24 protein-coding genes are annotated in these 23629 nt (G+C 62.9%); 8 read left to right on the top strand and 16 right to left on the bottom strand.

The window, feature by feature from the left end; translation table 11 throughout:
- Positions 1–138: 138 nt before the first annotated feature.
- The 10 genes from parE to nudF all read right to left on the bottom strand — a co-directional run bounded on the left by parE (position 139) and on the right by nudF (position 8952).
- Positions 139–2034 carry a DNA topoisomerase IV subunit B gene (gene parE / locus ACPDZI_RS18735; protein ID WP_076361873.1) on the bottom strand — a complete coding sequence of 632 codons (1896 nt, stop codon included), beginning with the start codon at positions 2032–2034 and terminating at the stop codon, positions 139–141.
- Positions 2035–2149: 115 nt separating this feature from the next.
- Positions 2150–4159 (bottom strand): FUSC family protein, encoded by a 2010-nt coding sequence (locus ACPDZI_RS18740; RefSeq protein ID WP_438833609.1) that lies wholly within the window; start codon positions 4157–4159, stop codon positions 2150–2152.
- Between the two features lies 1 nt (position 4160).
- The gene (locus ACPDZI_RS18745) at positions 4161–5027 is read right to left on the bottom strand and encodes an efflux RND transporter periplasmic adaptor subunit (protein ID WP_438833610.1); all 867 of its coding nucleotides are present in this window, start codon (positions 5025–5027) and stop codon (positions 4161–4163) included.
- Positions 5020–5289, bottom strand: a complete 270-nt coding sequence (locus ACPDZI_RS18750; protein WP_438833611.1) for a DUF1656 domain-containing protein — start codon at positions 5287–5289, stop codon at positions 5020–5022. The genes ACPDZI_RS18745 and ACPDZI_RS18750 overlap by 8 nt, the downstream gene beginning before the upstream one ends.
- A 66-nt stretch (positions 5290–5355) precedes the next feature.
- Positions 5356–5757, bottom strand: a complete 402-nt coding sequence (locus ACPDZI_RS18755) for a GFA family protein (RefSeq protein WP_438833612.1) — start codon at positions 5755–5757, stop codon at positions 5356–5358.
- 37 nt (positions 5758–5794) lie between these two features.
- Positions 5795–6418 carry an NUDIX hydrolase gene (locus ACPDZI_RS18760; protein ID WP_263679778.1) on the bottom strand — a complete coding sequence of 208 codons (624 nt, stop codon included), beginning with the start codon at positions 6416–6418 and terminating at the stop codon, positions 5795–5797.
- 2 nt (positions 6419–6420) lie between these two features.
- A complete protein-coding gene (locus tag ACPDZI_RS18765) occupies positions 6421–7008 on the bottom strand; it encodes a YqiA/YcfP family alpha/beta fold hydrolase (protein ID WP_438833613.1) in 588 nt (195 codons plus the stop codon).
- Between the two features lie 9 nt (positions 7009–7017).
- A complete protein-coding gene (gene cpdA / locus ACPDZI_RS18770) occupies positions 7018–7836 on the bottom strand; it encodes a 3',5'-cyclic-AMP phosphodiesterase (protein WP_011707475.1) in 819 nt (272 codons plus the stop codon).
- Positions 7837–7862: 26 nt separating this feature from the next.
- Positions 7863–8264, bottom strand: coding sequence for a DUF1249 domain-containing protein (locus ACPDZI_RS18775; protein ID WP_198426826.1), 402 nt, complete (start codon positions 8262–8264; stop codon positions 7863–7865).
- A gap of 46 nt (positions 8265–8310) precedes the next feature.
- Positions 8311–8952: an ADP-ribose diphosphatase gene (nudF, locus tag ACPDZI_RS18780; RefSeq protein ID WP_016352088.1), complete on the bottom strand. Its 642-nt coding sequence runs from the start codon at positions 8950–8952 to the stop codon at positions 8311–8313.
- A gap of 306 nt (positions 8953–9258) precedes the next feature.
- Between nudF and tolC the strand changes: the two genes are divergently transcribed.
- Positions 9259–10584, top strand: a complete 1326-nt coding sequence (gene tolC / locus ACPDZI_RS18785; RefSeq protein WP_029302135.1) for an outer membrane channel protein TolC — start codon at positions 9259–9261, stop codon at positions 10582–10584.
- A 152-nt stretch (positions 10585–10736) separates the two neighbouring features.
- On the opposite strand, the gene hldE is transcribed toward tolC, so the two are convergent.
- Positions 10737–12164: a bifunctional D-glycero-beta-D-manno-heptose-7-phosphate kinase/D-glycero-beta-D-manno-heptose 1-phosphate adenylyltransferase HldE gene (gene hldE, locus ACPDZI_RS18790; RefSeq protein ID WP_438833614.1), complete on the bottom strand. Its 1428-nt coding sequence runs from the start codon at positions 12162–12164 to the stop codon at positions 10737–10739.
- A 305-nt stretch (positions 12165–12469) separates the two neighbouring features.
- On the opposite strand from hldE, the gene lpxL reads away from it, so the two are divergent.
- Together lpxL and ACPDZI_RS18800 are read left to right on the top strand one after the other, a co-directional pair.
- A complete protein-coding gene (lpxL, locus tag ACPDZI_RS18795; protein WP_043127102.1) occupies positions 12470–13393 on the top strand; it encodes an LpxL/LpxP family Kdo(2)-lipid IV(A) lauroyl/palmitoleoyl acyltransferase in 924 nt (307 codons plus the stop codon).
- 152 nt (positions 13394–13545) lie between these two features.
- On the top strand, positions 13546–14013 hold the full coding sequence (locus ACPDZI_RS18800; RefSeq protein ID WP_016352092.1) for an energy transducer TonB: 468 nt from the start codon (positions 13546–13548) through the stop codon (positions 14011–14013).
- Positions 14014–14120: 107 nt separating this feature from the next.
- On the opposite strand, the gene ACPDZI_RS18805 is transcribed toward ACPDZI_RS18800, so the two are convergent.
- The gene (locus tag ACPDZI_RS18805) at positions 14121–15080 is read right to left on the bottom strand and encodes an inorganic triphosphatase (RefSeq protein ID WP_438833615.1); all 960 of its coding nucleotides are present in this window, start codon (positions 15078–15080) and stop codon (positions 14121–14123) included.
- Positions 15081–15249: 169 nt separating this feature from the next.
- On the opposite strand from ACPDZI_RS18805, the gene ACPDZI_RS18810 reads away from it, so the two are divergent.
- The 3 genes from ACPDZI_RS18810 (at position 15250) to ybaK (ending at position 17827) form a co-directional block, all read left to right on the top strand.
- Positions 15250–15930 (top strand): TIGR00153 family protein, encoded by a 681-nt coding sequence (locus ACPDZI_RS18810; protein ID WP_005305357.1) that lies wholly within the window; start codon positions 15250–15252, stop codon positions 15928–15930.
- Between the two features lie 23 nt (positions 15931–15953).
- Positions 15954–17219, top strand: a complete 1266-nt coding sequence (locus tag ACPDZI_RS18815) for an inorganic phosphate transporter (RefSeq protein WP_076361878.1) — start codon at positions 15954–15956, stop codon at positions 17217–17219.
- A 146-nt stretch (positions 17220–17365) separates the two neighbouring features.
- On the top strand, positions 17366–17827 hold the full coding sequence (gene ybaK / locus ACPDZI_RS18820; protein ID WP_029302130.1) for a Cys-tRNA(Pro) deacylase: 462 nt from the start codon (positions 17366–17368) through the stop codon (positions 17825–17827).
- 48 nt (positions 17828–17875) lie between these two features.
- Here ybaK and ACPDZI_RS18825 read toward each other — a convergent pair whose 3' ends face one another.
- From ACPDZI_RS18825 to ACPDZI_RS18840, 4 genes are all read right to left on the bottom strand, one after another.
- Entirely contained in the window at positions 17876–19138 is a 1263-nt protein-coding gene (locus ACPDZI_RS18825) for a DUF1479 domain-containing protein (protein ID WP_438833616.1), read from the bottom strand.
- A gap of 225 nt (positions 19139–19363) precedes the next feature.
- Positions 19364–20086: a GNAT family N-acetyltransferase gene (locus ACPDZI_RS18830; RefSeq protein ID WP_438833617.1), complete on the bottom strand. Its 723-nt coding sequence runs from the start codon at positions 20084–20086 to the stop codon at positions 19364–19366.
- Entirely contained in the window at positions 20076–20513 is a 438-nt protein-coding gene (locus tag ACPDZI_RS18835) for a rhodanese-like domain-containing protein (protein ID WP_438833618.1), read from the bottom strand. Before ACPDZI_RS18835 ends, ACPDZI_RS18830 begins: the two co-directional genes overlap by 11 nt.
- A gap of 17 nt (positions 20514–20530) precedes the next feature.
- Positions 20531–20998, bottom strand: a complete 468-nt coding sequence (locus ACPDZI_RS18840; RefSeq protein WP_168967688.1) for an OsmC family protein — start codon at positions 20996–20998, stop codon at positions 20531–20533.
- Between the two features lie 128 nt (positions 20999–21126).
- Between ACPDZI_RS18840 and ACPDZI_RS18845 the strand changes: the two genes are divergently transcribed.
- Both ACPDZI_RS18845 and ACPDZI_RS18850 read left to right on the top strand, forming a co-directional pair.
- On the top strand, positions 21127–22551 hold the full coding sequence (locus ACPDZI_RS18845) for a PLP-dependent aminotransferase family protein (protein WP_438833619.1): 1425 nt from the start codon (positions 21127–21129) through the stop codon (positions 22549–22551).
- 87 nt (positions 22552–22638) lie between these two features.
- Complete coding sequence (locus ACPDZI_RS18850; protein ID WP_187268988.1) at positions 22639–23523, top strand: hypothetical protein; 885 nt, start codon at positions 22639–22641, stop codon at positions 23521–23523.
- Positions 23524–23629: the final 106 nt, after the last annotated feature.

The raw sequence follows: 23629 nt of genomic DNA on the forward strand, positions 1-23629 counted from the left end.
AGAGTCGGTTGGCGCTCTACTTCATCCACAGACTGAGCTCGATAGCATCACTCATGTGATTTTCTCTTTCGGTTCGGGAGCCGCCACAGGGCGACTCCGGCTAAATGCTTGCCGGCCCCGACAGGGCCGGCTGACGGCTTAGATGATGGCGAGGTTGCCCTTCTCTTCCAGCCACTCGCGGCGATCACCGGCGCGCTTCTTGGCCAGCAACATGTCCATCAGCTGCAGGGTCTCATCCCCCTCGGCCTCTGGTCCCATGGTGAGCTGCACCAGACGGCGAGTGTTGGGATCCATGGTGGTTTCCCGCAGCTGTTTCGGATTCATCTCACCCAGCCCCTTGAATCGGGTCACCATCACCTTGCCCTTCTTCTTCTCGGCTTCGACCCGCTGCAGCACGCCGTTCTTCTCGTCCTCGTCGAGGGCGTAGTAGACCTCCTTGCCGATATCGATCCGGTAGAGGGGCGGCATGGCTACATAGACGTGGCCCTGATTGACCAGCGCGCGGAAGTGCTTCACGAACAGGGCGCAGAGCAGGGTGGCGATGTGCAGACCGTCCGAGTCCGCATCCGCGAGGATGCACACCTTGCCGTAGCGCAGGCCGGAAAGATCGTCGGAGTCCGGGTCGAGCCCGATGGCCACCGAGATGTCGTGCACCTCCTGCGAGGCGAGCACCTGACCGGCCTCCACCTCCCAGGTGTTCAGGATCTTGCCGCGCAGGGGCATGATGGCCTGAAACTCCCGATCCCGCGCCTGCTTGGCACTGCCGCCCGCGGAGTCACCCTCCACCAGGAACAGCTCCCCCTGCATGGGGTCGGCGCAGCCGCAGTCGGTCAGCTTGCCGGGCAGCGCCGGGCCCTGGGTTATCTTCTTGCGCACCACCGTCTTGGCCGCGCGCATCCGGCGCTGGGCGCTGGAGATGCACAGCTCGGCCAGCTGTTCGGCCAGCTCGGTGTTGCTGTTCAAATAGAGGCTGAAGGCATCCTTCACCACGCCGGAGACAAACGCCGAACTCTGGCGCGAGGAGAGCCGCTCCTTGGTCTGGCCGGCAAACTGCGGATCCTGCATCTTGATGGAGAGGATGTAGGCGCAGCGATCCCAGATATCTTCCGGGGTCAGCTTGACCCCGCGCGGCAGCAGGTTGCGGAACTCGCAGAACTCGCGCATGGCGTCGAGCAGGCCCTGACGCAGGCCGTTGACATGGGTACCGCCCTGGGCGGTGGGGATCAGGTTCACATAGGATTCGGCGAGGCATTCGCCCCCTTCCGGCAACCAGCAGAGGGCCCAGTCCACCGCCGACTGCTCGGTGCTGAAGGCGCCGACAAAGGGCTGCTCCGGCAGGCAGGTGAACTGCTTGACCGCGTCGACCAGGTAATCCTTGAGGCCGTCTTCATAGCACCACTCCAGCTTGATGCCGGTGTTCTTGTCGAGGAACTTGATGGTGAGGCCCGGGCAGAGCACCGCCTTGGCCTTGAGCAGGTGCTCCAGTTTGGAGACCGAGAACCTGGGAGAATCGAAGTAGTGGGCTTCCGGCCAGAAGCGCACCCGGGTGCCGGTGTTGCGGCGCCCGCAGGTGCCGGTGATGGTCAGCTCCTGCACCTTCTCGCCCTTCTCGAAGGCGATGTCGTAGACCTGGCCGTCGCGGCGTACCGTCACTTCGACCCGCTCTGAGAGGGCGTTCACCACCGAGATGCCCACCCCGTGCAGACCGCCGGAGAACTGGTAGTTCTTGTTGGAGAACTTGCCGCCCGCGTGCAGCTTGCAGAGGATCAGCTCCACCCCGCACACCCCTTCCTCCGGGTGGATGTCGACCGGCATGCCGCGGCCGTCGTCGATCACCTCGAGGGACTGATCTTCATACAGGGTCACCTCCAGGGTACGGGCGTGGCCCGCCAGCGCTTCGTCGACGCTGTTGTCGATGACCTCCTGGCCGAGGTGATTGGGCCGGGTGGTGTCGGTATACATGCCGGGACGACGACGCACCGGTTCAAGGCCATTGAGGACCTCAATGGCATCCGCATTGTATTGAGTAGACATGGAGGGCCTTGCGAATTGACGTTTGGGGAGAATCTTACTCGTTGGGAGGGTATTGGACAAACTTGGCTGCGGGAAAGGGTGATCCGGAGGGGATTGTGCCCCTCCGGAGGCTATTTCAGCTCCCCTCGGCAGGGCCCGGCAGCGCCTGTTGCAGCTGGGAGAGCGAGCTTTGCAGCCGCCACACCATGCCGGCCAGCTCTCGCGCCGAGCCATCGCCATGGTTGGCCAGCCCCTGACTGATCCGCTGCAGCTCAGCCAGCGTGCGGTCGAGGGAGGCGTGCTGCACTCCCTGCTCGGTGAGGATCCCCTTCAGGCAACGGATGCAGTTGTCGCGTACCAGATAGAGAGGGTGTTCGTCACCGCGCCACTGGCGCAGCTGCCAGACGATATGGCTGCAGTTGAGCAGCACCACGCCCCAGCGCAGCACCCAGAGGCGGGCGGTCTGATCCTGACTCTGACCGAGCTGGCTGATGCAGTGGTAGATGAGCGACTCGAACTGGCTCTCGCTCTGGCGCGGAGCCGGCTCCAGTTGATCCATGAAGTGGCGGCGCAGGGAGCGGATAATCCGGCGGCTCTTGCGCCGATCCGAGCTGGGTCGCAGCAGCTGAAACGCCAGCGCGGCGCTCATCACCCCCAGCATCTGGGCGAGGCTGCTGTTGATGAACTGCTGATAGTCATAGCTGGGCGGATTGGTGATGGCGAGAAACGAGCCGAGCAGCACGATCATCTGGCCCCAGAGGCCCGCCTGCCGCACCTGCTGTTGTTTGCAGAGCTGCATGGTGAGCAGCGCCGGAAAGAGCAAGAGGCAGAAGATCCAGAAGTCGTCGATGCGGATCATCAGGCCAAACTTGACCGCAAAGCAGATGAGGCTGAGCAGCAGGATCGCCCTGAGCATGGTGTTAGCCCCCTGAGCCGGGGCCGGGGTCGCCGAGTAGAGCACGCAGCAGATGGAGAGCATGGTGAGCGCCGAGCTGCCCGCATCCCATTGACTGTTGATCCAGAAGGTGCAGCCGAGCAGCACGCAGAGGAAGGTGCGCCCGCCGTTGTAGGCGGCCTCCAGCGTGTCGGTATGGCTGGTGAGGGAGGTGTGACGGGGTGGCGCCGGCCACTCCTGATCGTCGTAGCGGGTCAACCGGTCGAGCCAGCGCTGACACTCCAGATAGCTCCAGCAGAAGTGGCGCAGCCGCAGCAAAAAGGTGCGCAGCCGGTAATCATGCTCGCCGGTCGGCATCAGGGGAGCCAGCAACCTCGCAACCCGATACTTGTCGCACTCCGGTTTGCCAAGCTCGGTCAGCAGGATGGCGAGCAGCGCCTGAATGCCTTCCGGTTGTTCCGGCCAGTTGTGCAGCATGCGCCGCTGGCTGGAGATAAGGCTGATGAGCCGCAGCTGGCGATGGAGCAGGAAGTTGAGCAGCCGGTTGTGGCGCCGCAGCCGGTGATGGCTCCAGACCGCCTGAATACGCAGCACGTTCATGGTGAGGATCTGGCCGATCAACCCTTCGTGGGAGCTGCGCACCTCGGGCGTCATCTCCCCCAGCCAGAGCAGCTGGGCATGCTCCAGCAGGCGGGCTTGGCTCTTGCGCAGGGATTCAAGCAGGGTTTCGCTGTCCGAGGTGCTGGGCAGGACCATCATCATCAGACCGCCGCAGAGGATGCCGATGATCACCTCGCTCACCCGCGCCTGAGCAATATCGAAGATATGGTGGGGATCCGCCACATTGACGCAGGAGAAGGCGATGATGGCGGCGGTGTAACCGCCGAGGGCGAAGGCATAGGAGACGTTGTTCTGATAGTGGTTGGATATGTAGGTACACAAGCCCAGCCAGAGGGCGATAAGGAAGCTGAACAGCCAGGGATCGCTGAAGCCAAGACCGGTGATCACCACCGCCGCCATCGCCCCCATCAGGCTGCCAACCACCCGCCCCAGACTCTTGCTGATCACCCCGCCCACGGTGGGAAAACTCACCACGGCAGCCGAGCTCATCGCCCAGTAGGGGGAGTCGAGCTGCAGCACGAAGGCCAGCCAGAGCGACAGGCACATGGCCAGCGCATTGCGCAGGGCATAGCGCCACAGCCCCCCTGTCGCCTTCCCCCAGGGGGTTCGCAGCCAGAATGACTCGCTCACCCTACTCGCCAATGGTGATGGTGCAGGTGGTACCGGCGATCAGCGTCACGTCCGCCGGCACATCCAGCAGCTTGATCCGCACCGGCACCCGCTGGGCCAGCCGTACCCAGGGCACGTTGGGTTTGACGTCGATCAGCAGGCCGTTGCCGCCATCGACGCTCTGATCGTGGATGGCGCGTCCTATGCTCTCCACCTCGCCGCGCAACCGCTGTTCACCGCTGTAGAGCACCACTTCGGCCGGTTTGCCCGGCACTATGTGGCCAAGCTTGGTCTCTTCAAAGTAACCCTGCACATAGAAGGAGTGAGTATCCACCAGCGCCACCAGCGGTACGCCGGCGCTGGCATAGTTGCCGACCCGGGTCTGCAGGTTGGTGATGTAACCGTCGCTCGCGGCATGCACCCGGGTCTTGGCCAGCGACCATCTGGCCTGCTCCAGATTGGCCTGGGCTACCTGGTAGGCCGCCTTCATCGCCTGGGCATTGAGGCGGGCCTCGTCCACCGCCTCAGCGGAGATGACGCTGCGCGACAGGCCGCTGCGCCGGCTCGCCTCATGCTCCGCCTTGTCGAGATCCGATTTGGCCTTGGCCAGCGCAGCCTGGGCGTTGTCCAGCGCAATCCGGTAGGGCTCGGGATCCAGGGTAAAGATCTCCTCCCCCGCCTTGACCAGCTGGTTGTCTTTCACCGCTATCTTGATGATCTTGCCCGACACCTCGGGGGTGATGCTGACCAGCTCGGCGCGCACCTTGCCATCCCGGGTCCAGGGCCCCTGCATGTAGTAGTTCCACAGCCACCAGCCCGCCGCCAGCGCCAGCGCGCAGACCAGCAGGGTAGAGAAGTATTTGAGGGTCGCGAGGGGTGATTTAGCCATGTAGCAATATCCATAGGGCGCCGCTGACGGAGAGGATAAACAGGGAGAGATCCATCAGCAGGGGATGCCAGACATCCCCGCCGTAGAGCCAGTCACGCAGCAGGTGGTGCACCGGCAGCCAGCCCAGCAGGCCGAGCAGCACCGCCTTGAACAGCGGCGGAAAGTAGAGAGAGGCGCCCAGGATCAGATCCGGCAGTGCTGAAGTTGTCACAAGCGGGCTCCCTGTTGGCAAGCGAGATAATGCGGACTCACGGCCCGCCATGCGGCGGGTCTGGCAAGACTATCACAGCCCCGCAGGGCGCTACAGGAGCAGATGAGACCCTGCCGGTCAGACCAGCCGATCCGCCGGATGGTTGATGCCGTCGAGCAGCGGCACCTCGCCCAGCTCGAACGGATTGACGCCTTCGAGGCAGGCGAGGTTGTAACCATACTGGGCCGGATTGGAGCGGCGCTGATGGTGGGTATAGATGCCGCAGATGCTGCAGAAGTAGTGTTTGGCGGTGCGGGTATTGAACTGGTAGCAGCTCAGCACATCCTCCCCTTGCAGGATGCGGATGCCGGACAGCGGCACCGAGGCGACGATGGCGCCCCGGCGTCGGCAGAACGAGCAGTCGCAGCGGCGCGGATCCACCACGCCATCCGGCAGGGTCAGCTCCAGCACCACGGCGCCGCAGTGGCAGCTGGCTTTGTGCCGCTCCTGAATGGGGGTATTGCCGATACGCTTGCTCATGCTGCCTCCTTGCAGACAGGTTCAGGTTCCGAGCCAATCAATCAAACAGGGTATCTCGCCGCCCCTGCAGCAGATGGTCATGCAGGGTGCGCAGCTGGGACGCCACCACCCGATGGCGGGAGAGCGGGGGCAAGTCGTCGATGGGGAAGTACCCCGCCCCTTTGGTTTCATCGGTTTCGCCCAGCAGCTGGCCGCCGGTTACCTCGCACAGGAAGAACGCCTTGTAAGCGTGGGGCAGCTGGGGTGGATGAGGATGTTTTAGCTTGTCGAACAGCGCCAGCAGCTGCACGGCCCGACACGCCAGGCCGGTCTCTTCCACCACTTCGCGCACCACGGCCCCCGCCGGCGAGTCACCGATATCGCACCAGCCGCCCGGCAGAGTCCAGAAGTCGTCGCTGCGCTCCTGTACCAGCAGGATATGGCCCGCATCGTTCTGAATGAAGGCCCGCACATCGAGCTTGGGGGTGGGATAACCGCGATCGAGGGCGATCCAGTCGCTGATGGCTTCCGGTGCCAGCTCGCTCTGGCTGGCGATGAGCGCCACCGTGGCCGCTCGCAGCGCCTCGAAGCGGCCAATGTCGAAGGGATCTTTGGAGTAGGTGAGCCCGGCCTGCGCCGTGGCCAGCACCTGTTCCAGAAAGGTGGCCAACGGCGGCTGCATGGCTAGAGCCCGAGGAAACGGACGATCTGGGCGGGGTAGCGCTCGAACGCCACGAAGGCGTGGTCGCCGCCGCACTCCAGCGAGAGGCGGGCAAAGCGGTATTCGTCCAGCGCCTTGCGGTAGTCGAGCACCTCGTCTTCCTGCTGTTGCAGCACCCAGAGTCGCTCGGGGGCGCTCACCGGTACCGCCAGCGCCCGCAGCTCATCCATGTGTTCAGGCAGCAGTTGATACTGCTCCCCCGTGTAGGGGTTGGTCTGGGGGCCGAGGTAGTCGCAGAGCAGCTCGTGCGGGCGCACCGCTGGATTGATCAGGGCGGCGCGACAGCCGTATCGCTCGCTGATCCGGGTCGCCATAAAGCCGCCGAGGGAGCTGCCCACGGCGCCAAGTTTGAATTCGTTGCCATAACGGCTCTGCAGATCGACAACGGTCTGCTCGATGGCCGCCCAGGCCGCCGCAGGCGTGTTGGGCTGGGCCGGGATCACCACCTCGATATCGGGTCTGTGCTCAGCCACCCAGGCAGCCATCTGCTGCGCCTTGGCAGAACCGGGCGAGGAGTTGAAACCGTGCAGGTAGAGGAGTACGGGCTTCATCACGGCTCCTCAATAACCGGTGGCATTGGGGTCGGGCACGAACTGCCCCACCGGCAGACGCCACACCTGGCTGGCGATGCGGCCATCCGGGTAGAGGGTGAGGTAACGCCAGCCCGGGCCGGACTCGTCCAGCGCAAAGCCATCAGAGAGCGGTTTGAACTGGATGCAGGTGGAGGGGCTGGCGATCAGCCGCACCCCGCGGTGCACCTCGTCGAACTCCTGGTGGACGTGGCCAAACAGGATGGTCTTCTGCTGCGGGTGGCGGGCCAGCACGGCGAACAGGTCGTCGGCATTCTTGAGATTGTGCTGATCGAGCCAGGCACAGCCCACCGGCACCGCCTGATGATGCAGGGCGATCAGGGCATGACGCTCGGGATGCTGGCGCAGCGCCTGATCCAGCGCCGCCAGCTGGTGATCCCCCAGCACCCCGTGGGGTTTGCCGCGCACCTGGGTATCCAGCAGGATCACCTGCCAGTGCTCGCCTACCAGCTGCTTGGCCTCGCTGATGCCAGCCGCATGCAGGTATTCGGTCATCAGGGGGCCGTCGTCGTGGTTGCCGGGCAGCCAGTAGATGGGGCGCGCCAGCGGCGCCATCATGGAGGCGAACCGCTGGTAGGACTCCGGACTGTGATCCTGGGAGAGATCCCCGGTGGCGAGGATCAGATCGAACGGATGGTCATTGGCCTGCACCCGTTCCAGCACGGCAGCCAGGCTCTCGGCAGTGCGCACGGCCAATAGCCGCCCCTCGGCACTCGCGAAGAGGTGGGTGTCGGTAATTTGCAACAGGCGCACACTGCCGTCCTGCGCCTGGGGTAGCTCTGTTTCCAAAATCACGCTTCTTTTTATGAGTTCAACTAGAGGATGTTTATCAGGCTGGTACCATGTCTGAGACAAAATTTTAGCCAATCGGCCAGAAACAGGTTTACCTGCTCCTTTTCATCCCGCTGGTGCATATTTTTATTGGGATAATCATAACGTGGTTGCAACCTTGAAATCTGTTGCGCCGCACACACTTCCGCCATCCGCACGTCATGGTACAAACGAATCTCTATTCGGGCCTGCAAATAACTCGGCAATTCCGGGTTGTGCTGGGCCAGGATCACCTGGCTGGTGAAGCGACTCTCCTCGCTCACCGTGAGCTGAAACTGCAGCCCGTTGCCCACCTGATAGCGGCGTTCGGCGCCGACACTGCCGCCCGGGGGCAGCAGTTTCATCAGGGTCATGTAGTTGACCTCACAGGTACGCTGCAAGGACATCAAATCAGGCACATAGCGCTTGGCCTGGGTATGAACGAGCGCCACCTCAGCGCCCCGCCAGCCAGCGGGCACGCAGCTCGCCGTGATTGAGAGCCAGCCACTGCAGGGCGATGACGGAGGCGGCGTTGTCGATGCGCCCCTCTTTGAGCCAGGCATAGGCCTGCTCGCGGCTCACCACGTGGACCCGGATGTCTTCCCCCTCTTCCGCCAGACCGTGGATCCCCTCGGCCTTGCTGGCATCCACCTCGCCCACGTAGACCTCGATGCGCTCGGTACTGCCGCCCGGGCTCACCAGATAGCTGATGGCGTGCTCGCAGCGGCCGACCTCGATGCCCGCCTCTTCCACTGCTTCGCGCCGCACCACCTCTTCAGCGACCTCGCCCGGGTCTATGATGCCGGCCACCAGCTCCAGCAGCCAGGGGGTGGCGCTGGTCTCGATGGCGCCGATACGAAACTGCTCCACCAGCACGATCTGGTCGCGTACCGGGTCGTAGGGCAGCAGGGCGGCGGCATGGCCGCGCTCGAACAGCTCGCGGACGATGGGCTCGTTCCAGCCCCCTGCAAATAACCTGTGCTGCAGACGATAGACGTTTACTTTGAAGAACCCGTTATATCCTGCTGATTTATCGATAATTTTCACATCATCGGCAGAGTAGTGACGGGTTTGGGGCAAGGCTTGCTGCGACATACGAGACTCCCGCCAGCTTGACTTGGCTCGGTTAGACCATAAAATCCGGGAACATGAATGAACATTCATTCACTCGCTCCCGTCGGAGATGAGGGATGGATTTTAGCAGCCACAGGACATTTGGCTAGGCACGAGGGGGAGAAAACTCACCCTCGTTCTTGACGTTCCTGTCGCTGGAAAAGAGACAGTTATCATAAAATTTTGCTTATAGTAGAGTGATTAAGCTGAAATCAAGCTTGCTCAGTGACAATACCCCTCCTTCATCCAGCGACAGCTTTGGGTTAATACATAAGGTTAAAACGATCTATGAAAAGAACACTCTTGTCAGCCATGGTGTTGCTGGGCGTCAGCGCCGGCGCCCATGCCGAAAACCTGCTCGATATCTACCAACAGGCCCAGATCAAGGACACCCAGCTGCTGGAATCCAAAGCCAAGCGTGACCAGGCCTTCGAGAAGATCAACGAATCCCGCGCCGCCCTCTTGCCGCAGATCAACCTGGGCGCCGGTCTGAACTACCTGCAGAACAAGGGTGATACCCAGACCAACAGCAACGCCACCGGTTCCCTGTCGCTGGACCAATCCATTTACCGCCGCAGCAACTGGGTCAACCTGAGCCTGACCGAGAAGAGCGCCACCCAGTCCGACGTGACCTACAACCTCGAAATCCAGAACCTGATGCTGCGTACCGCCCAGGCCTATTTCGACGTGCTCAAGGCGATGGATACCCTGGAGTTCGTGCGCGCCAACAAGGCCGCAGTGGAACGTCAGCTGGAACAGACCCAGCAGCGCTTCGAAGTGGGCCTGACCGCCATCACCGACGTGCACGAAGCCGAGGCCGAGCGCGATCAGGCGCTGGCGGACGAGATCAACGCCGAGAACACCCTGGACAACAGCTACGAGAGCCTGCGCGAGCTGACCGGTATCGACCACCGTCAGCTGGACGTGCTCAACACCGAGCGCTTCAGTCCGCAGAAGACTCCGTTCAACTCCGACAAGTGGCTGGAGCTGGCGCTGGACAAGAACCTGCAACTGCACAGTGCCCGCATCGGCAAGGACATCGCCAAGGAGCAGATCGATCTGGCCAAGACTGGTCATGAGCCGACCCTGGATCTGGGCGCCGGCCTCTCCAGCACCTACAGCGACTACAAGGACGAGATCCGCAACCCGGAGAGCAACGCCAACCAGGCCAACATCGGTCTGAACTTCAAGCTGCCGCTCTACAGCGGCGGGGCAACCACCTCCCAGGTCAAGCAGTCCCAGTTCAACTACGTGGCCGCCAGCGAACAGCTGGAGCGCAGCTTCCGCAACGTGCAGAGCACGGTTCGCTCCTCCTACAACAACGTGAACGCCAGCATTGGCTCGGTGCGCGCCTACGGCCAGTCCGTCATCTCCGCTGACAGCGCCCTCAAGGCGACCGAGGCCGGTTACGAAGTGGGTACCCGTACCATCGTCGACGTGCTGGACTCCACCCGCAAGCTGTACCAGGCCAAGCAGAAGCTCTCCGAGGCCCGCTACAACTACATCCTCAGCATCCTCTCCCTCAAGCAGGCCGCCGGCACGCTGGAACAGAAGGATCTGGAAGACGTGAACCAGGGGCTGATGCCCGCCGCTCAGGCCAAGAACAAATCCTGATCCGGTTCATGACGACAAAAAAGGCGACCAGAGGGTCGCCTTTTTCATGTCTGTTCACCGCCAGGAGTGCGTTGGCCAGGGCCTGCCAGGCAACATCATGTCGCCGGCCCGGCAGCCCCATCAAAAAACCCGGCCTTGGCCGGGTTTTGCGCTTAGCTGCGTTCGCGGATGGTCTTGATGATGTCGCTGGTGGAGCAGCCATCCTCGAAGTTGAGGACCCGCACCTCGCCGCCATTGGCGGTCACCTCGGCGTAGCCGGCAATCTCTTCCGGCTTGTAGTCGCCGCCCTTGACCAGCAGGTCCGGCAGCACCTCGGCGATCAGCCGCTGCGGGGTATCCTCGGAGAAGGGCACCACCCAGTCTACGGCACCCAGCGCGGCCAGCACGGCCATCCGGCGCTCGGTCGGGTTGACCGGACGACCCGGCCCCTTGAGGCGACGCACCGACTCGTCGGTGTTGACCGCCACGATCAGGCGATCCCCCAGCTTGCCGGCATTGGCCAGGTAGGAAACATGACCGGCGTGCAGGATGTCGAAGCAGCCGTTGGTCATCACCACTTTCTCGCCACGCAGACGGGCGGCCTGCACGGCAATCTTGAGCTGTGCTTCGGACATGACGCCAAAGCCGGTCTCCTGCTCGGTGTAGAGGGCGTTGGCCAGCTCGACCGGGCTGACGGTGGAGGTCCCCAGCTTGCCGACCACGATGCCGGCGGCGGTGTTGGCCAGGGCACAGGCTTCGTCCAGGCTCTTGCCGGCGGCCAGCGAGGTGGCCAGGGTGGAGATGACGGTATCACCGGCACCGGTCACGTCATACACCTCGTGGGCCTGGGCCGGCAGGTGCAGCTCGGGTTGGCCTTCGCGGATCAGGGTCATGCCGTTTTCGGAACGAGTCACCAGCAGGGCCTCCAGCTCGAAACGCTTGACCAGCTCCAACCCCTTGGCAACCAGCTCTTCTTCACTCTTAACCTTGCCCACCACGGCCTCGAACTCGGACATGTTGGGGGTCAGCAGGGTGGCACCGCGGTACTTCTCGAAATCGGTCCCCTTGGGATCGACCAGCACCGGGATGCCGGCAGCGCGAGCGCGCTGGATCATGCCGGGTACGTCGTTGAGGGCGCCTTTGCCGTAGTCGGAGAGGATCATCACGTCGCTGTGCGGCAGCGCCTGCTCGACCTTGCCCATCAGCAGGGTGGAGTCCACATCGTGGAAGGCCTCTTCAAAGTCCAGACGCAGCAGCTGCTGGTTGCGCGACAGCACGCGCAGCTTGGTGATGGTCGGGTAGTCGGCCAGACGAACGAAGTCACAGGCGACCTTGACGCCAGCCATCTGGCCAGCCAGGGCATCGGCGGCCTCATCCTGACCGGTCAGCCCCAGCAGCACGGCGTGGGCGCCCAGCGCGGCGGAGTTGAGCGCCACGTTGGCGGCGCCACCCGGGCGCTCCTCAATGTGTTCAACCTTGACCACGGGCACCGGTGCCTCGGGCGAGATCCGGCCGGTGGGGCCATGCCAATAACGGTCCAACATGACATCGCCAACGACCAGAACGCGGGCTTTTTCAAACTCGGGCAGGGTGATCTTCATCTGTATCGACTCTCAAAACCTGAAAAATCAGTCGCCGATTTTATCACACTCTTTTATTTGAGGGAGAAAAAGCAAACCTGCGGTTTCCATTTAAAGAAACCGGTAGTGACGATTCCCGTCACGCCAGTGAACCACCATCAGCCCCTCTGACCAGCACATAGCCATTCGCCCCCGCCCCCGCTTTTCGGCTAGAATCCCCGCTTGCGAATAAAACGATCCGCTCAGGATCCCCACGTGCCTTTATCGCCTCTCCTTATTCGACCGGGCTTGCCCGGTGCATGGCGATTGCGAACAAGAGACTTTTCATGGCCCACGACAATGCTCCCCGCCTCGAACCCCGTCTGTTTCATCCCCGCTACTGGGCCAGCTGGTTCGGCCTCAGCCTGCTCTGGCTGCTGGTGCTGTTGCCCTGGCGCAGCCAGATGTGGCTGGGACGCCAGCTCGGCAGTCTGGCCCGCAAGCTGTTGAAATCCCGCGTCAAGATTGCCCGCCGCAATCTGGAACTGGCGATGCCGGAGCTGACCAAGGATGAGCGCGAGAAACTGCTCAAACAGAATTTCGAGAGCGTGGGCTGCGCCATCTTCGAAGTCGGCATGGCCTGGTTCTGGCCGGACTGGCGGATGCGCAACCTGATGAAGGTAGAAGGGGAAGAGCACGTCATCGCCGCCATGGAGAAGGGTCAGGGCATGCTGCTGCTCTCCTGCCATTTCCTCACGCTGGAGCTCAACGCCCGCTGCTTCGGCCTGGTGCGGCCCGGGGTCGGTGTCTATCGTCCCAACACCAACCCGGTGCTGGAGTATGCCCAGTACCACGGTCGCTGCGCCTCCAACAAATACCTGGTGGACCGGATGGACGTGAAGGGGATGATCAAGGCGCTGCGCAACGGGGATGCACTCTGGTATGCGCCGGATCATGACTACGGCAGCCATGCCAGCGTGTTCGTGCCCTACTTCGCGGTCGAGCAGGCCGCCACCATCACCGGCACCGCCACCCTGGCGCGGGTGAAGAACACCGTCACCCTGCCCTGCTACAACATCCGCACCAGCGAGGGTTACACCCTGCATATCGGTGCGCCGCTCGCCGACTATCCCAGCGGCGACGACCTGGTCGATGCGGCCCGTGCCAACCGCGAGATTGAGGCGGCCGTGCGCAAGGCGCCAGAGCAGTACATGTGGCTGCACCGCCGCTTCAAGACCAGGCCCAACCCGGACGATGCGGGCTATTACTGAGTGGGAAAAAACCGAAAAAGCCGCCGAAAGGCGGTTTTTTCTGGTCTGTCGCCGGTAAAGGGTTTTCATTCGTGGCTGAATATTTTATTAATGGCCCTGCCGAGCGGCGGGCCCAGGCCCGCCAGCAATACCAATAACGAAGGGAAGCGAACATGAAAGCCACTCTTTTGCTGGGCGCCCTGTGCGCATTGACCGGCTGCAGCCAGCAGACCCACAGCGTCCATCTGACCTCCCTCCCCTTAAGCGATCTCAAGGAAGTGAACGCCCAGTGGAGCCAGCTCACCCGGATGGAATCCCGCTACCCCAAAGAGGCCATCCTGGCCGGGCAGACCGGTTGCAGCTCGCTAGAGTACGTGATCAATCCGGCGGGACGGGCCGAACAGATCCGGGTACTGGACAGCAGCGACCCGCAGTTCAGCGACGCCGCCATCGCCGTATTGCAGCAGTGGCAATGGCAGGCCACCCCCACCAACTCGCAGCACATTCCGGTAAAATCCCGTACCCGCTTCGAATTTTGCATCGAGCACAACGGCCAGCCCTGCGACACCAGCGAACTGGAACTGCGCTGCCAGGGGGAAGACGTGGTGCGCAGCACCGGGCTGATCTACACCCAGGTCTGAATCAGCCGCGTAGACCTCCATTGCCAGCCCGCTGGCTCTATCGACAGCTAAAGAAAAAGGTGAGCCAGGCTCACCTTTTTGCATTGCAAGCGCTACGGCGCAGCCCATCACCCTTGCTGGTGCAGCCAGGCCGCGATGGCCAGTTGCAGGCGCACATAGTCGGCCTGAAGGAACAGGGCCGGCAACGCCAGCTGCCAGTCGGCCTGTCCGGCGACCGAGGCCAGCCGCGGCCCGAACCGGGTTAGCTCCACCAGCCAGTCCGCTGCCGGCAACCTGCCGGCCGCCTCGGCAATCAGGTCCATGCCCAGGCGCAGCTGCTGCAACGCCAACCCCTGCGCCTCGGTGCTCGTCTGTTCCAGCCAATACTGCTCGTGGTGCTGCCAGTGCTGCAGGCCGAGAGCGATACGCTCGGCCGCACTCAGGTCGGTCATCGCAGGCAAGGCTTGCAGCGCCAGCGGCTTGCCGAGCCCAGCCAGCCGATAACCACGCTGAGCCTTGGACTGAGCCCCGAGCCGCAGGCCGCCAAGCCCGGCCAACTGCTCTGCCAAGCCGAACAGGGCACTTGCCTCGCCGGATTTGAGCTCAAGCTCCAGCTCGTCGATGCGACTCTTGCCGAGCACGCCGACGATCTCCCCTTGATCCCAGGCCAGCTCAATTTCGGCTCCCTCGAAGGCGATCAACCAGTGGCGGCGCATGAAGTCGGTACGAAACTGAGCCACCAGGGCGCCCTGGATTGCATCGCGTGTGGAAAGACTCGGCCAAATCTCGTCAGGAAAAGCGTCAAGCGCGGGCATATCGCCAGCGACCGGAGCATTGTATTCAGGTCTGGCATGCAATCCGCCCACCGCCTGGCCCCGACATTTAATCGTCTGCTCGGCGAAATCATCACTGCGACGAATCCGCAATCCCATCTCCAGGCGGCGCAAATCCAGCGCTGGCGTATCAAAATAGACATTGCCGAGCTCGGCTTGAGAGTTGGATATAATTTCCAGTGAATTCAGAAGGTTGAAAAAAGGCTGTTGAAAATCTCGGGAGACAAAAAACTTTATCTCGATCTCAGTTTGCATAGTCATTCCGGGCTGGCAGGCAACTTTGGGGGGCGTGATGCTAAGCGCGAGGATATAATGCCTGCGATACATCAGGATTAATTCACGGTTTTATTGATGGCGCAGTTCGGTTACCATGCGCCCCTCATAAAATCGTATCGAGTGTTTTTTCACCGACACAGGTTTGGCCATGCCAGTAAATACTATTTTGGGGCTTTTTGCCAAGTCCCCCATCAAGCCGCTGCAGAAGCATATCGTCAAGGTTCACCAGTGCTCCCAGCAGTTGGTTCCCTTCTTTGATGCCGTTGCCGAAGACCGTTGGGAAGATGCCGAGAAGATCCGGCAGCAGATTGCCCAGCTGGAAAAAGAAGCGGACATCCTCAAGCGTGAAATTCGTCTGAAGCTGCCTCGCGGCCTGTTCCTGCCGGTTGCCCGTACCGACCTGCTCGAACTGCTGACCCAGCAGGACAAGATTGCCAACCGTGCCAAGGATATTTCCGGCCGCATGCTTGGCCGCAAAATGGAATTCCCCTCCGAGATGCGTGCCGATTTCATGGCCTATCTCAAACGCTGTATCGATGCGACCGCCCAAGCCGAGAAAGCCATCGGAGAACTCGATGAGCTGCTCGAAACCGGCTTTAAAGGACGTGAAGTTGAAATGGTTGCCGAGATGATCCACCAGCTGGATCTTATCGAGGACGATACTGACACCATGCAGATCGGGCTGCGCCAACAGCTGCAAGCCGTTGAGCAGAAATACAATCCGATCGACGTTATGTTCCTCTACAAGATCCTCGAATGGGTAGGTGACCTGGCAGATCAGGCCGAGCGCGTTGGCGCCCGTCTGGAACTGATGCTGGCTCGTTCGTAATCGACTGACTGGGTAAACACTGAATGGACATTATCGCGAATTACGGCACCACCCTGGTGCTCGTGGCGGCCTTGTTCGGCTTTTTGATGGCCTGGGGTATCGGCGCGAATGACGTCGCCAACGCCATGGGCACGTCGGTCGGCACCAAATCCCTGACCATCCGTCAGGCCATCATCATCGCCATGATCTTCGAGTTTGCCGGTGCCTATCTGGCCGGTGGCGAAGTGACCGCGACCATCCGCAACGGCATCATCGACAGCAACGCCTTTGCCGATACGCCGGATCTGCTGGTGCTCGGCATGATAGCCTCCCTGCTGGCTGCGGGCGCCTGGTTGATCCTGGCCTCCTACTTCGGCTGGCCCGTCTCCACCACCCACTCCATCATCGGTGCCATCGTCGGTTTCGCCGTGGTGAGCATTGGCCCGGAAGCGGTGCAGTGGAGCAAGTTTGGCGGCATCGTCGGCTCCTGGATCATCACCCCGGCCATCTCCGGCGTCATCGCCTACTTCATGTTCATCAGCGTGCAGAAGCTTATCTTCAACACCGATGATCCGCTGAACAACGCCAAGCGCTACGTGCCCTTCTACATGTTCCTGACCGCGCTGGTGATCTGCCTGGTGACCATCAAGAAGGGGTTGACCCACGTCGGTCTGCACCTGACCGACGGCGAGGGCATCCTGCTCTCCGTCGCCATCTCCATCGCAGTGGCGTTTGCCGGCTGGCTCTACATTCGTGGCCAGCAGTACAACCCGCAGGATGACAGCAAGATGCACTTCGCCAACGTGGAGAAGGTGTTCGGCATCCTGATGATCATCACCGCCTGTGCCATGGCCTTTGCCCACGGCTCCAACGACGTGGCCAACGCCATCGGCCCGCTCTCCGCAGTCGCCTCCATCGTGGCGGCCGGCGGCGAGATCGGTGGCAGCTCTCACATCGCCTGGTGGATCCTGCCGCTCGGCGGCATCGGTATCGTCATCGGTCTGGCCACCATGGGCGAGAAGGTGATGGCCACCGTCGGTACCGGCATCACTCACCTGACGCCGAGCCGCGGCTTCGCCGCCCAGCTGGCCACCGCCGCCACCGTGGTGATCGCCTCCGGCACCGGTCTGCCCATCTCCACCACCCAGACCCTGGTCGGTGCGGTCATGGGCGTGGGTCTGGCGCGCGGTATCGCGGCGCTGAACCTGGGTGTGCTGCGCAACATCGTGGTCTCCTGGGTCATCACCCTGCCTGCGGGCGCCATCCTGGCCATCGCCATCTTCTACGTGCTGCAGATCTGCTTCTCCTGAGGCGCGCTGCAATGAAAAGCCCGGGTCATTGACCCGGGCTTTTTTATCTCGATGCGCTCATCCACCCCTTGGGGACGCGAGCAACTTGCATCACCCGCCCCACAGGCGCAGACTGTTTGGCCTTGTTTCGACTCAAGGCACCCATCATGACGCCAGCCATCAACCTGCTGAAGAAGCTCAAGATCCCCCACAAGCTCTACCCCTACGAGTGCGAAGCCCACGACGACTTCGGCAAGCATGCCGCGACCCAGCTCGGCCTGCCGGAAGCCCAGGTGTTCAAGACCCTGATCGCCCATCACGACAAGCAGGCGGTGGTGGCCATCGTCCCCTCGTCCGGCCTGTGCAGCCTCAAGCAGCTGGCCAAGGCCACCGGTCTCAAGAAGGTGGAGATGATGAAGCCGGCAGAAGCCGAGAAGCTGACCGGCTACAAGGTCGGTGGCATCAGTCCGCTGGCCCAGAAGAAGCTCTTGCCCACCGTGCTCGACGACTCGGCCATGCAGTTTGACGAGATCCTGGTGAGCGGTGGCAAGCGCGGCCTCTCGGTGGGGGTGGCGCCTGCAGACATGCTGCGCCTGATGAAGTGGATCGCCGCCCCCATCGGGGAATAGAGGCGTGAGCGGGCCTGCCACTGCGCAGGCCCGCCCGGCCAGCCTCGTTTACGGGAGCATGCCCAGTGCGCGGCGACCATGGTCGTTCAGATCGGCCAGGGTGAAGCGCCCCTGCCAGTCGGCCTCGTAATCTTCGCGAGGAAAGTCGCCAGGCGAAGTTCCCTGCTCCAGCGCCTGGCGCACCAGGCGTGCATAGGCCATGTTCTTCTCGCAACGGGGCGCCGCCGGAATATACATGACGTTGCCCCACCCCTGCTGCTGCTCCACCGCTGCCACGCCGTGGATCAGGTCGCAGTGCCACCAGACCGAATCCCCTGCCGTCACCGCCGGGATCGAGGTCATCGCCCGCAGCAACAGCGGATGCCAGGTCTCGGAGACCGGCAGCACCTTGCCCGGCGCGACACCACACAACTCATCTTCCGGCACGTCGGGCTGCAGCGGCCGCAGCAGCACGTAGGCCATCGCCTCGGGGATCGGCACTACGTGCAACAATCCCTGCCCCGGCAACATGTCGGAGAGCGCCGTCCACCCCTGGAAGGTACGAAATACCGAACACTTGGTGGTGTTCTCCACACTGTACTCCTCGACCTCGGTGCGATGGGCCGCATCCCAGGGATCGTAGGCGGCTATGTCCCCCCGAAAAATCGACGCAAACACCTGCTGGTAGGCCGGCAGCAACCAGCGTTCGAGGGCCCCCGAGTCGGTATGGGCACCCAGCCCGCGAGAACAGGTACCGGGCGGACGGCGGCGAATGCGATCGGGATAGATGATGCTCACGTCCGGGTCGAACCAGTTTGTCCCATCCGCCCGCTCGAACTGCCACAGGCGGTTCAGGAACGACTGCACGGTCGCCATCTCGTCGCTCTGGCGCGCCTCCATCTGGGCCCGTGACCAGTAGATGGGATAAATCTCGGGGCGCGATGCGGCAAGGGAGCCGAAGAAACTGTCGCCGGGACCGCGATACAGCACATCAAAGCGGTTGAGATCCAGGTAGTCGAGCATGTCGCGATCCCAGGCCAGCGCCCGTTCCCGTGCAAAGTGCCCGCGGATCACCAGGCAGCCGCGCCGCCGTATGGCTGCACGCTCGGCCTCGCTGATCTTGCCCGCCGCCAGCGCCTGGTAATCCAGTTCTGGCCACACCGGCTCACCACGGGCACGCAACGCTTCCACCTCTGCCACCCGCGCCTCGATGCGGCGGCTGACCTCGGCAAAGACCGCCTCCACGTCGCCGAGTTGTGCGCGCAGGGCTTGTTTCATCTGACGGATGGCCGCCTTGTGATCGGCGGGCAACTGGGTATGGGTGACGCTCATCTTGCCTCCTGGATAATGGACGAAAACCAGCAAGTTACTTTCGTTCGAAATAACACCTAATTTCAAAAACAAGATACATTAAAAAAATGTTAATACAATCCTCTCCGCACTCGAGCAGTGAAGACGCAGCGAAAAAGCAGTGAAGAAAATAGAAGCGAAGGGAGATCAGCAGCGAGCAGACAAGACGGCAAAAGCAACAGGGCGGCCATGGCCGCCCTGGTTTATTCAAGCGCCGCGCAAGGCGGCCGTAAGGGTCGACAGGCGCTGGTGCTGGTGCCCCTGCGCATCGAAGTTGTCAGGCGCCAGCCAGCGCGCAAAGCAGGCCTGCAGCGCCGGCCACTCACTGTCGATCACCGAGAACCAAGCGGTATCGCGCGTGCGCCCCTTGTCCACCCGACTCTGGCGAAAGGTTCCCTCATAGCTGAAACCAAGGCGCAGCGCCGCCTGCCAGGAGGGCTGGTTGAAGGCATTGCACTTCCATTCGTAACGCCGATAACCGAGAGAAAAAGCATTGGCCATCATCAGTGCCATGGCCGCCGTCGCCAGCCGCGAGCGCTGCAAGGCCGGGGAAAAGTGCAGCCAGCCCACCTCGATGCTGCCGGCCAGGGGGTCGATGCGCAGGTAGCTTGCCAGCCCCAGCGGCAGTTCACCATGCTCGTCGAATATGGTGTAGAACTGGGGGTCTGTCTTGGCGGCGCACTCTCGCAGCCAGACCAGCATATCCACCTCTGTTGCGTAAGGGCCTGTGGTCAGGTAGGTCCACATGGCCCCGCTGTCGGCACTGAAAGCCTGCCACAGGCCGGGGCCGTGACGCTCAGGATCCAGCGGCTCCAGCCGGCAACCCCAGCCGTTGAGGGGGCGACGGGGCGGGAACTCGGCGCCCCGCCAATCGGGCAGCGGCGCACCGACCGGCTGGCCGAACTCGTTCAGATGGATATCAGCAGCCACAGGCAATCCCTCCCGTTTGCAGCACCCCCGCTTCGCTACCGGTGGCGACGGCAAAGCCGTCCTGCCGCCACCAGTGCAGGCCGCCGATCAGCTCCTTGACCTGAAAACCGAGCGCCGCCAGCTTGTAGGCGCCCCGGGTCGAGCCGTTGCAACCGATGCCGTCGCAATAGCAGACATAGACCTTGTCCCGCGCCAGCGCAGCCGTGGTGGCCGGGTTCATGGTGACATGGGGGAAGTTGAGGGCGCCGGGGATGTGTCCCTCGGCATAGTGACCGGCAGAGCGGGTGTCGATGACGACGATCCGCTCTTCGCCGGCCAGCAGATCGGCGGCCAGATCCGCCGGGTCGGTGCGCAAGGCCAGCTGGGCCTCGAAGAAAAGGCGGGCTTGTTCGGCACTGGCCAGCCCGCTGCTCAATACATGACTCATAGTGACGCTCCTTGTACTCAAACCCGGATCCGGGTGGTGATGTCGGTGGTGACCGAGTTGGCGATGAAACACTCCTCGTGTGCCTGGTGGTGCAACTGCTCCAGTGCGGCCAGATCCGGCTGACGTTCACCGCCGAACTGCGCCAGCGGCTGCAGGGTGACCCGGGTGATGGCCTGACGACCGCGGGCATTGGCTTCCATGATGCCCACCGCCTCGTCACGGTAGCTCTCCACCAGATAGCCCGCCCTGGCCGCCAGCCAGAGGAAGGTGAGCATGTGGCAGCTGGAGATCGCCGCGACGAAGGCCTCTTCCGGGTCGACGTTCTCGGCCACCGACCAGGGCAGCGGCACCACGTGGGGAGATGAGGAGGCGGGCACCCTGACGCCGCCGTCGAACTCCCACCAGTGGGCCCGGCTGTAACCTTGATCGACGAAGGGCTCGCTGGCCCCGCGCTGCCAGCTGATGGTGGCGCTGTACTCCGACATGCAGACTCCTTTCATTGCCAATAGTTGTGAATACCGATCCTTGAGCCTCAATGTAGCGACATAATGGCCTTGCCACGCCGACCAATTTTGCCAATATGAGCAGACCAATTAGCGCCCGGGAGATCCCCATGCCTGCCCTGCCCACCCTGTTTGCCACCCAGCAAGCCAGCGATCTGCCGCTGCACGAACAGCTGGTCCGTACCCTGCGCTCGGCCATGCTGGCCGGCCACCTGCCCCAGCACAGCCGGCTGCCCGCCAGCCGCATGCTGGCCGCCGATCTGGGGGTCTCCCGCAGCACGGTGGAGCTGGCCTATGGCCGGCTGGAGGCAGAGGGCTATCTGGTGCGCAAGGTGGGGGCCGGCAGCTTCGTGGCGCTGGCCGCGGTCTCCCCGACTCCGCGCCCGCCCCAGTCAGCGGCCGGTCTGTCACGCCGAGGTCAGGAGATGGCCAACAGCGGCGCCTGTCACGACGTGCCCGAGGTGGGCCGCTCCTTTGCCTCCAGCCAGCCGGATCCCCGCCTCTTCCCCCAGGCCCAGTGGGGCCGGTTGATGCAACAGCAGTGGCGCCGGCACGCCGGCAACTGGATGAATTACGGGGAGCCGCAGGGGCTGGAGGCGCTGCGCGGCGCCATCAGCAGCTATCTGGTGCAGTCGCGCGGCGTGGTGTGCGAGCCGGACCAGATCCTGATCCTCACCAGCTCCCAACAGGGGATCCTGCTGGCGACCCAGCTGCTGATCGATGCCGGCGATACCGTCTGGGTGGAGGATCCCGGCTACCCCGGGGCCCGCACCGCCATGGAGAGTGCCGGCGCCCGGGTGCACCCGGTGCCGGTGGATGGAGAGGGGCTCAACCCGCAGGGGGAACACCCGGCGCCGCGGCTCATCTACACCACGCCGGCCCACCAGTATCCGCTCGGCGTGCCCATGAGCCTGCCCCGGCGGATGGCGCTGCTGGCCGAGGCCGAGCGGCACGGCGCCTGGATCCTGGAAGACGACTACGATGGCGAGTACCAGTACGATCAGCGGCCACTCCCCGCCCTGCAGGGGCTGGATGGTCAGGGGCGGGTGCTCTACGTGGGCACCTTCAGCAAGGTGTTGTTCGGCTCGCTGCGCCTCGCCTACCTGGTACTGCCCAGGCCGCTGATGGAGTCCTTCTGTCGAGCCCGGGCCGCAGTCGATGGCCACAGCAACCAGCTGCTGCAGGCGGTGACCGCCGACTTCATCCGCGCCGGCCACTTCGCCACCCACCTGCGCCAGAGCCGGCTGGTCTACCAGAGCCGCCGCGACCTGCTGCTGGCCGAGCTGGCCAGCCACTGTCCCGGCCTCACCCCCATTCACAGCGGGGCCGGCCTGCAGTGTACCGTGCTGCTGCCCCCCGGCGGCGAGGCACGCTGGACAGAGGCCGCCAACGCACAGGGGCTGGGGCTGCGCCCCCTCGGCCAGTTCTACCTGGGCCCACCGACGCAGGAGGGGTGGCTGCTCGGCTTTGCCTCTCTCGACAACCAGGCCCTGCGCCGCCTCTGCCGCCAGCTGGGAGTGTTGCTGCAGATCTGATCTGCGCTCACGTTTCCCGCTCGCAGTCTACCGCGCCAGATCCATCGAACTATAATGGGAAGCATCATGTCGTCGGGCCAAGCCAAGATGTATCGATTGTCGTTGTTGCTCCTCTCACTTGTCTTCTCTCCCCTGCTGCTCGCCAGCAGCCGTTTCAGCCTCATTGGCCCGGAAAGCCACGGTGATGAACGCATGCGTTATTACCGCGATGTGATGACTCTGGCGCTTGAAAAGACCCGGCCGGAATATGGTGATTACGAGCTGGTCACCTCATTGAGAATGAACAAGGCCCGCATGCGTCTTGAGGTACAGAAGCGCGGCAAGGAGGCGCTCTTTATCGTCGACAGCTGGCCGCTGCAATCCCAGCATGGACAGGCCGCCTTCATCCCCTTTCCCATCGACTTCGGCATTCTTGGCTATCGTATCTGCTTTGTGAGCGAGCAAAAGGCTGAGACGCTGGGCGGGGTTGCCACCCTCGCTCAGTTGCAAGACTTCACCCAGGTTACCGGCAGTGGCTGGCAGGATGCCGACATCCTGCGCCGAGGTGGCTTCAAGGTGCGTGAGGTGGATAACTACGAATCCCTTTTTCGCATGGTAGCCCGTGGTCGCAGCGACCTCTTTTGCCGCGGCGCCAACGAAATCTTGCCCGAATGGCAAGCTCATCAGCTCCTGCAGCCCACACTGCGCGTCGACAGCCATGTTGCTATCTTCTACCCCCTCATTCACGTGCTCTACAGCCACGCCAGCTATAAAAAGGAGCGCGCGCGACTTCAACGAGGCATACTGCTGGCCTGGCAAGATGGCTCTTTGCAACGACTCTGGCGCGATCATTTTCGTGACTCCCTGCTGTTTGCCAATCTGGGACAGCGCCGCATATTCCGGCTGGCGAACCCACTGCTGCCGGAACAGGGGTTCGACTACCGGCCCTATTTGTATGATCCTGCACGGGATGACTTCGGCATTGCACCCTGAAGGATCGTCGAGTCGACAATGCCAACCCCGGAGGGGCCCACCATGGGCTACTTGAGTCTCCTGTTGCTGTTCTGACTGCTGCCAGCCTGCGGCCGGGCTTGCATCG

Source organism: Aeromonas oralensis (assembly GCF_049665575.1).
Taxonomy (GTDB): domain Bacteria; phylum Pseudomonadota; class Gammaproteobacteria; order Enterobacterales; family Aeromonadaceae; genus Aeromonas; species Aeromonas hydrophila.

Excerpts from the sequence above, each read along its gene's own strand:
- ACPDZI_RS18745 (WP_438833610.1), bottom strand. The coding sequence starts at position 5,027 with ATGGCTAAATCACCCCTCGCGACCCTCAAATACTTCTCTACCCTGCTG.
- ACPDZI_RS18800 (WP_016352092.1), top strand. The coding sequence starts at position 13,546 with ATGAAAGCCACTCTTTTGCTGGGCGCCCTGTGCGCATTGACCGGCTGC.
- ACPDZI_RS18775 (WP_198426826.1), bottom strand. The coding sequence starts at position 8,264 with ATGTCCTTGCAGCGTACCTGTGAGGTCAACTACATGACCCTGATGAAA.
- ACPDZI_RS18825 (WP_438833616.1), bottom strand. The coding sequence starts at position 19,138 with ATGAGCGTCACCCATACCCAGTTGCCCGCCGATCACAAGGCGGCCATC.
- ACPDZI_RS18840 (WP_168967688.1), bottom strand. The coding sequence starts at position 20,998 with ATGTCGGAGTACAGCGCCACCATCAGCTGGCAGCGCGGGGCCAGCGAG.
- ACPDZI_RS18835 (WP_438833618.1), bottom strand. The coding sequence starts at position 20,513 with ATGAGTCATGTATTGAGCAGCGGGCTGGCCAGTGCCGAACAAGCCCGC.
- lpxL (WP_043127102.1), top strand. The coding sequence starts at position 12,470 with ATGGCCCACGACAATGCTCCCCGCCTCGAACCCCGTCTGTTTCATCCC.
- ACPDZI_RS18805 (WP_438833615.1), bottom strand. The coding sequence starts at position 15,080 with ATGCAAACTGAGATCGAGATAAAGTTTTTTGTCTCCCGAGATTTTCAA.
- ACPDZI_RS18750 (WP_438833611.1), bottom strand. The coding sequence starts at position 5,289 with ATGGCGGGCCGTGAGTCCGCATTATCTCGCTTGCCAACAGGGAGCCCG.
- ACPDZI_RS18765 (WP_438833613.1), bottom strand. The coding sequence starts at position 7,008 with ATGAAGCCCGTACTCCTCTACCTGCACGGTTTCAACTCCTCGCCCGGT.
- ACPDZI_RS18815 (WP_076361878.1), top strand. The coding sequence starts at position 15,954 with ATGGACATTATCGCGAATTACGGCACCACCCTGGTGCTCGTGGCGGCC.
- ybaK (WP_029302130.1), top strand. The coding sequence starts at position 17,366 with ATGACGCCAGCCATCAACCTGCTGAAGAAGCTCAAGATCCCCCACAAG.
- ACPDZI_RS18755 (WP_438833612.1), bottom strand. The coding sequence starts at position 5,757 with ATGAGCAAGCGTATCGGCAATACCCCCATTCAGGAGCGGCACAAAGCC.
- parE (WP_076361873.1), bottom strand. The coding sequence starts at position 2,034 with ATGTCTACTCAATACAATGCGGATGCCATTGAGGTCCTCAATGGCCTT.
- nudF (WP_016352088.1), bottom strand. The coding sequence starts at position 8,952 with ATGTCGCAGCAAGCCTTGCCCCAAACCCGTCACTACTCTGCCGATGAT.
- hldE (WP_438833614.1), bottom strand. The coding sequence starts at position 12,164 with ATGAAGATCACCCTGCCCGAGTTTGAAAAAGCCCGCGTTCTGGTCGTT.
- ACPDZI_RS18760 (WP_263679778.1), bottom strand. The coding sequence starts at position 6,418 with ATGCAGCCGCCGTTGGCCACCTTTCTGGAACAGGTGCTGGCCACGGCG.
- ACPDZI_RS18845 (WP_438833619.1), top strand. The coding sequence starts at position 21,127 with ATGCCTGCCCTGCCCACCCTGTTTGCCACCCAGCAAGCCAGCGATCTG.
- tolC (WP_029302135.1), top strand. The coding sequence starts at position 9,259 with ATGAAAAGAACACTCTTGTCAGCCATGGTGTTGCTGGGCGTCAGCGCC.
- ACPDZI_RS18850 (WP_187268988.1), top strand. The coding sequence starts at position 22,639 with ATGTATCGATTGTCGTTGTTGCTCCTCTCACTTGTCTTCTCTCCCCTG.
- ACPDZI_RS18810 (WP_005305357.1), top strand. The coding sequence starts at position 15,250 with ATGCCAGTAAATACTATTTTGGGGCTTTTTGCCAAGTCCCCCATCAAG.